Origin of the sequence: Bacillus sp. VT 712 (assembly GCF_001614195.1) — a bacterium.
In the GTDB taxonomy this organism is placed as follows: Bacteria; Bacillota; Bacilli; order Bacillales; family Bacillaceae_H; genus Priestia; species Priestia flexa.
Genome location: NZ_LWBK01000003.1, coordinates 175,035 through 181,085, shown reverse-complemented (window position 1 = coordinate 181,085; position 6,051 = coordinate 175,035). Strand labels below are relative to the sequence as shown.

The following is a 6,051-nucleotide window of genomic DNA, read 5'->3' as shown; positions in this document are numbered from 1 at the left end:
GGCTGTTTTCGTATAGATTGTTGCTAAGAGAGGCATCCTATATAATAGAATAAAAGGTTGAATAGGGGTGTTACTAATGGCAATGGCTTGGCACGATATTTACAAAGACTTTTATACTCTTTCAAAGAATGAACAACTGGAAATGTTTAAAGCAATTAAGCAAGATTTATTTCCAGAACCAAAGAATGACATTTCTAAAATGGTTGGCGAAGTTCGTGAAACACGCTTTTCAAATGGATTAGCGTGTATTCAATGTGGGAGTATGTCTGTTAAACGAAATGGCAAATATCGTTCTCGTCAACGCTATCTATGTAAAGATTGTGGCAAGTCATTCAATGATATGACTGGTAGCCCCCTTTCTGGTACGAAATACCCTCATAAGTGGCTCGAATATTACAAAATGATGATTGAAGGGTTAAGTTTACCTAAAATCGCCAAAGAACTTGATATTCACATTTCTACTGCTTTTTATTGGAGGCATAAAATTCTTAATGCTATTCGTTCGCTCGGTCATAATACGCTTCAAGGAATTGTAGAAAGTGATGAAACCTTCTTTTTAGAGAGCGATAAAGGGAAAAAGCATATCCATCATAGAAAGCCTCGTAAACGTGGTGGTGTAGCTAAAAAGCGAGGAATTTCCAAAGAACAAATTTGTGTAGTAGTTGCACACGATAGAAATGGTCAAATCCTTTCTCAAACAGCAGGAACAGGGCGTATAACGGCTGTCGAATTAGACTTGGTGTTAGGTAAACATATAGACACCTCTGCTTTGTTATGCACTGATACAGCCACAAACTACAAGAAATTTGCAACGATGAAAAAGTTGCAACACGAAGCAATCAATGTCAGTAAAAAACAGTATAAAAACAAGGGAATTTACCATATCCAACACGTAAATGGGTATCATAAACGCTTAAAAAAATGGATGGATAGATTTCAAGGCGTAGCCACTAAATATCTTGATAATTACCTATTCTGGCATCGTTACCTTGAACTTAATAAGAAAATGCCTTTTCAGGAACGTGTAAAAGATTTGCTATTGGGTTCTTGCAAACGTGTGAACTATACAACTGTAGAAGCTATTAGAAGAAGTGTGTAAAACACTTCTCTTATGGCATTGAGTTCGTAATGAATTCAATTATTATGGCGAAAACACCTAAAAATATAGTCATCAAAGTTGAACTAAATACAATTCTTTTGGTAACTAAAAATCTTTTTTCTGAATGGTTTAATTTACGATAAGCGAAATAAACAATTATGCCTAAAATAATTGAACCAATCCAACTAATTAATCCTATTTTCGTAACTAATTTTTCCCAATCACCAATCCAAAAGTACAGAATGATTAAATGAACAATAACTAAAGGTACTGAAATTATTGCTAATAGTTTTTTTAACATATTTATCCCTCCAAGCATTATTATACTATTATTCTTGGAAAATTTTCCAACACCTTTGCCTTCCAATAGCAACAATCTTTTAGAAAAGAGCCTTTTCATATTGTTCCACTAACATTGAAAGGGTCTCACCGCTTTGTATAGTAAAATCAACAGATGTTGGTTCAGTGTGTTCACTTACATCATTTAGAGTTGGAAGATGTTTTGCAGTAATGATTACCTCACTATAATGCATATAAATAACAGCTCTTCCTAAAATGTTCTCAAGCTCTCTGACGTTTCCTGGCCAGTCATAGTGGACAAGCAATTTTAATGCATCCTCTGATAGACCTTCTACACTTCTGCCATAGTCTTGGTTAATTTTCGTAATTAAGTGTAGTGCCAAGGTCTCGATGTCTTCTTTTCGCTGTCGAAGAGGTGGAATTTGAATTGGAATTTTATTCAATCGATAGTAGAGATCTTGTCTAATTGTTCCGTCGGCAATCCCTTGTTCCAAATTCACATTCGTTGCCGCAATCACTCGCACGTTTACAGGAATAGAGCTGGTCCCCCCCACTCGTACTAGCTCCTTTTCTTGTAGTACTCGTAATAGTTTTGCTTGCATATGTGCTGATAATTCACCGATTTCATCTAAGAAAATACTTCCGTTATTCGCTTCTTCAAACAACCCGCGCTTGCCACCCCGCTTAGCACCTGAAAACGCTCCTTCTTCATAACCAAAGAGCTCGCTTTCTAAAAGAGATTCCGATAATGCAGCGCAGTTTACGCGTACAAATTTGTTATACTTTCGTTCACTTGCATTATGAATAGCATGGGCAAACAGCTCTTTTCCAGTTCCAGACTCTCCGCGCAGCAAAACCGTTGCAGGCGTTTTAGCTGCTAGTTTTGCTTGTTCAATGGCTAACAAAAATTCTTCAGATTCACCAATAATGTCAGCAAATGAATACTTCGCTTCTAGCGTACGAATAATTTGGCGCGCTCTGTTTAATTCCGTCGTAAGCTGCTGTATCTCTGAGATATCGTGAATAACGCCTACGCTCCCTTTTAACTTACCATCCACGATAACCGGAGCAACGTTTACAACAACATCTTTTTTGTTCGGTCCCACTTTCATGCTGACACCGCGCACAGCTCTTCTTGTTTTTAACACCTGCATGTGCATGCTTTCTCCTTCAGAAATGTCTGTGGTTGCCGGCTTCCCAATAATATCTGAGCGCTGAAGTCCCGTGATTTTTGTATAAGCAGGGTTTATTAATAACCCAACACCTTCTTCATCCACAACTGAAATGGCTTCTTCTGATGACTGAATGATTGCTTCAAGCATTGTTTGAATATCCTTTAAATTAGTTACTTCCTCAGCTAAATTCACCACTTCTGTAATATCTTTAAAAACAGAAAACGCTCCAAATAATTCTCCTTTTTCATTAATCATAGGAATGCGTGACGTAATTACTTTATGACTGTTCGTAATGGTAAACTCTTGATTATAATCCGTCCGTTTTGTCAGTAAAGTCGTTGGTAACTCACTCGCTGGAATGGATTCATGAATATGCTTTCCAATGACGTTTTCACTTTTTAAGTTTGTAATTCGTTCAGCACTTTTATTAAAGAGGGTTATTTTTGCCTCTTTATCTACAACAATCATTGCATCATGCGTAGAGTTAAAGATCAGGTTATATTTATCTGATTCATGCGTTAACCGCTCAATTAATTCTTCTTTTTGCTCCATTAAGCTAGCCATCATTTTAGCAACTGATCCTGGAATCAACAGCGTATTACTTTGTTTTTGCTTATGTAATTCCTGAAAGACACGTTCACTTCCAGTCGCATCTACAATCACATCCACACCTTGGTGAAGAAAAGATGACCAGCTTGTGGACACTTTTATCCCTAATTGCTCTGCATACTTCATCGCTGGCGCCTCAGAGTTAACATCTACTACTCCAGCTACCTTTACGCCTTCCGCTTCTTCAATCATCTTTAATACGGCCAACCCACCCGTGTTAGCACCAATAATCAACACAGTTTGCATATTTTTTCACCTTTTTCATTTAAAATGGAAAAATACTCTGCAACTTCTTGCACCACTTTATCATATAAAACTTTAAACAGTCTTGACAATTTTTTTTGCTGTTTTATCATTTAAGTAAGACAAATCAGGAAAGGGTTTCCTAACTATGATGAGGATTATTGCATTACTCATTTTATTAATTCCCGGAGTTTTAGCAGGTTATGGCATTAAATTAATGAGAGATATGGTGTTTGGCATTTTACAGCCGCCTTTTTCATCCTTAATGCTTCAGTTCACTGTAGGGTTGCTATTTTTTGTAACTGGTTTAGGATTTGTAGCAGGTTTTATTCTTCATCGAGATCGAAAGCGTCAAAAGGTTCAACCTCGCTTTCAGCAAAAAAAAGAAGCATCTCTATCAAAAAAATAGAGTTGCTTCTTTTTTTACATACGTTTATTAGCAAATTCATTAACCATCTTCTCAGGATAATCAGTGATGATGGATTCACAGCCATATCCGTATAGCTGTTTCGCTAGCTTCACATCATTCACCGTATATGGACGCACAGGGATACGATAGTCTTTGGAAGCAGCTACGTTTACTTGATTAACCGTACGATAATTTGGATGAAGTGCTCTAGCACCAAGGTGTTGAGCATAAATCCAAGGCTCAAACATTGGGTATGAGTATAAAATAGCGGTTTCAATGGTTGAATCAAAAGATGTTACTCTCGCTAAGCTATTATGATTGAATGAAGATATAATGATACGGTCTTTCATTTTATAATAGTAAATAAGGTCCAGTACTTTCATTTCTAAATAAGGATAGTCAAACAAGTTGTTTTTCAATTCAATATTAACAGAAAACTGTTGATTAGAAGCCCAAGCTAGTACTTCTTTTAACGTAGGTATTTGACACGCGCCGTATTTCTTTTTAAATTTATAGCTCGCATCAAGGCTTCTTAATTCTTTATAATTAAAGTCCCTTATATACCCTTTACCATTTGTTGTACGATCAACTTTTTCATCATGAATAACCATGAGCTCATCGTCTTTGGACATATGAACATCAAGCTCAATTCCATCTGCTCCTACTCTGATTGCTTCTTCAAACGAAATCATTGTATTTTCAGGAAACGTCCCTGCTGCTCCTCTGTGACCCATAATACGCATACTTGCTCAATCCCTTCATTATGACTTATGATTAACAAGGTAGTTGCAATTTATCATAATGCTTACACATATATTTTACAAGAGAATAGGAGTTGATATGTATGAGACCATTACAAATCTCACCTGATACGGCTGTCAAACTAGCTGAAAAACTAAACGTTCCTTTAGAACAACTTATGCACATGCCCCAGCATATCCTATTGCAAAAGCTTGCTCAGCTGGATAAAGAAGACGACAAGAGCTAATGATAGATCACTGGTATTATGGAGCGATCCAAGATAAGAAAGGCCTTTTAAGAAGGTCTTTTTTTTATTTAATTAACTTTTAACAAAAATGATATTTTATTATTGCAAAATGAAAAAGTAAGTGTTATTATCTGATTGTGAAATACTTCACAATATCTAATTCGCCGAAATGATTACAAAAAATTAAAGATGATTTGTTTTTTATTTATCTAACTATGTGAAATATTTCACATATTATTCGCTTGAGGAGGCATTCTTATGGAAATGACATTAGGAAACAAAGTTGTGTTAGTAGGTACAGGTGCAGTTGGAGCAAGCTATGCCTATTCATTAATGAACCAAGGTATTTGCGATGAGTTAGTGTTAGTTGACTTAAACGAAGAAAAAGCACGCGGTGATGTAATGGATTTAGCTCACGGTATCGTATATGCTCCAAGCTCTATGCGCATTTCTTTTGGAACGTACGATGATTGCAAAGATGCTGCTATTGTCGTAATTTGTGCAGGAGCAGCTCAAAAGCCAGGAGAAACAAGACTTGACCTTGTTCATAAAAATGTCAAAATCTTTGAACACATCGTGAATGGAGTCATGTCCTCTGGATTTAATGGTATTTTTTTAGTAGCGACAAACCCAGTTGATATCCTTACTTATGCCACATGGAAATTTTCAGGACTTCCAAAGGAACGCGTGATTGGTTCAGGTACCATCCTTGACTCAGCTCGTTTCCGTCATCTCCTCAGTGAAGAGCTTGGCGCAGCTCCAACGAGCGTCCACGGTTATATCATTGGAGAACACGGAGATTCTCAGCTTGCCGTTTGGAGTGGCGCTAACATTTCTGGAACACCAATCGCAGATCAGCTATCATCAGAACGAAAAGAAGAAATTGCTGTTCAAGTACGAAATGCGGCTTATGAAATTATCAAATCAAAAGGTGCTACTTATTATGGTATCGCAATGGGATTAGCTAGAATTACGAGAGCCATCTTGAGAAATGAGCAGGTTGTCCTTCCAGTAGGAGCCTATCTAGACGGAGAATATGGTGAACATGATATTTATGTAGGTGTTCCAAGTATCATTCACCGTGGAGGTGTAAAGAAAGTCTTAGAACTTCCGTTAGATAAGTCCGAACATGAAAAATTCTCAAAATCTATTCAAACGTTAAAAGAAATTCAGCAGCCATTTTTCTCTTTACCAAACTAAGCAGGAAGCGAGAAAGTTCGCTTTCTCG

The 6,051-nt window shown here is 36.9% G+C and carries 7 protein-coding genes; 4 read left to right on the top strand and 3 right to left on the bottom strand.

Features of this window, described 5'->3' with window-relative positions; all coding sequences use genetic code 11:
- Window positions 1–76 precede the first annotated feature (76 nt).
- A complete protein-coding gene (locus A2U94_RS02585) occupies window positions 77–1,099 on the top strand; it encodes an IS1595-like element ISBsp9 family transposase (RefSeq protein ID WP_035321242.1) in 1,023 nt (340 codons plus the stop codon).
- A gap of 10 nt (window positions 1,100–1,109) precedes the next feature.
- On the opposite strand, the gene A2U94_RS02580 is transcribed toward A2U94_RS02585, so the two are convergent.
- Both A2U94_RS02580 and A2U94_RS02575 read right to left on the bottom strand, forming a co-directional pair.
- Window positions 1,110–1,400 carry a hypothetical protein gene (locus A2U94_RS02580; RefSeq protein WP_025911205.1) on the bottom strand — a complete coding sequence of 97 codons (291 nt, stop codon included), beginning with the start codon at window positions 1,398–1,400 and terminating at the stop codon, window positions 1,110–1,112.
- 79 nt (window positions 1,401–1,479) lie between these two features.
- A complete protein-coding gene (locus tag A2U94_RS02575) occupies window positions 1,480–3,429 on the bottom strand; it encodes a sigma 54-interacting transcriptional regulator (RefSeq protein WP_082823064.1) in 1,950 nt (649 codons plus the stop codon).
- Window positions 3,430–3,574: 145 nt separating this feature from the next.
- Between A2U94_RS02575 and A2U94_RS02570 the strand changes: the two genes are divergently transcribed.
- Window positions 3,575–3,835: a DUF2627 domain-containing protein gene (locus tag A2U94_RS02570; RefSeq protein ID WP_025909232.1), complete on the top strand. Its 261-nt coding sequence runs from the start codon at window positions 3,575–3,577 to the stop codon at window positions 3,833–3,835.
- A gap of 14 nt (window positions 3,836–3,849) precedes the next feature.
- On the opposite strand, the gene A2U94_RS02565 is transcribed toward A2U94_RS02570, so the two are convergent.
- Window positions 3,850–4,578, bottom strand: coding sequence for a glycerophosphodiester phosphodiesterase (locus A2U94_RS02565; RefSeq protein ID WP_025909233.1), 729 nt, complete (start codon window positions 4,576–4,578; stop codon window positions 3,850–3,852).
- Window positions 4,579–4,679: 101 nt separating this feature from the next.
- On the opposite strand from A2U94_RS02565, the gene A2U94_RS20395 reads away from it, so the two are divergent.
- Together A2U94_RS20395 and A2U94_RS02560 are read left to right on the top strand one after the other, a co-directional pair.
- Window positions 4,680–4,823 carry a YycC family protein gene (locus A2U94_RS20395; RefSeq protein ID WP_064484024.1) on the top strand — a complete coding sequence of 48 codons (144 nt, stop codon included), beginning with the start codon at window positions 4,680–4,682 and terminating at the stop codon, window positions 4,821–4,823.
- A gap of 258 nt (window positions 4,824–5,081) precedes the next feature.
- Window positions 5,082–6,023, top strand: a complete 942-nt coding sequence (locus tag A2U94_RS02560; RefSeq protein WP_025909234.1) for an L-lactate dehydrogenase — start codon at window positions 5,082–5,084, stop codon at window positions 6,021–6,023.
- The last annotated feature ends 28 nt before the right edge of the window (window positions 6,024–6,051 follow it).

Coding starts and splice junctions, on each gene's coding strand:
- A2U94_RS02570 (WP_025909232.1), top strand. CDS start 3,575: ATGATGAGGATTATTGCATTACTCATTTTATTAATTCCCGGAGTTTTA.
- A2U94_RS02560 (WP_025909234.1), top strand. CDS start 5,082: ATGGAAATGACATTAGGAAACAAAGTTGTGTTAGTAGGTACAGGTGCA.
- A2U94_RS02575 (WP_082823064.1), bottom strand. CDS start 3,429: ATGCAAACTGTGTTGATTATTGGTGCTAACACGGGTGGGTTGGCCGTA.
- A2U94_RS20395 (WP_064484024.1), top strand. CDS start 4,680: ATGAGACCATTACAAATCTCACCTGATACGGCTGTCAAACTAGCTGAA.
- A2U94_RS02565 (WP_025909233.1), bottom strand. CDS start 4,578: ATGCGTATTATGGGTCACAGAGGAGCAGCAGGGACGTTTCCTGAAAAT.
- A2U94_RS02580 (WP_025911205.1), bottom strand. CDS start 1,400: ATGTTAAAAAAACTATTAGCAATAATTTCAGTACCTTTAGTTATTGTT.
- A2U94_RS02585 (WP_035321242.1), top strand. CDS start 77: ATGGCAATGGCTTGGCACGATATTTACAAAGACTTTTATACTCTTTCA.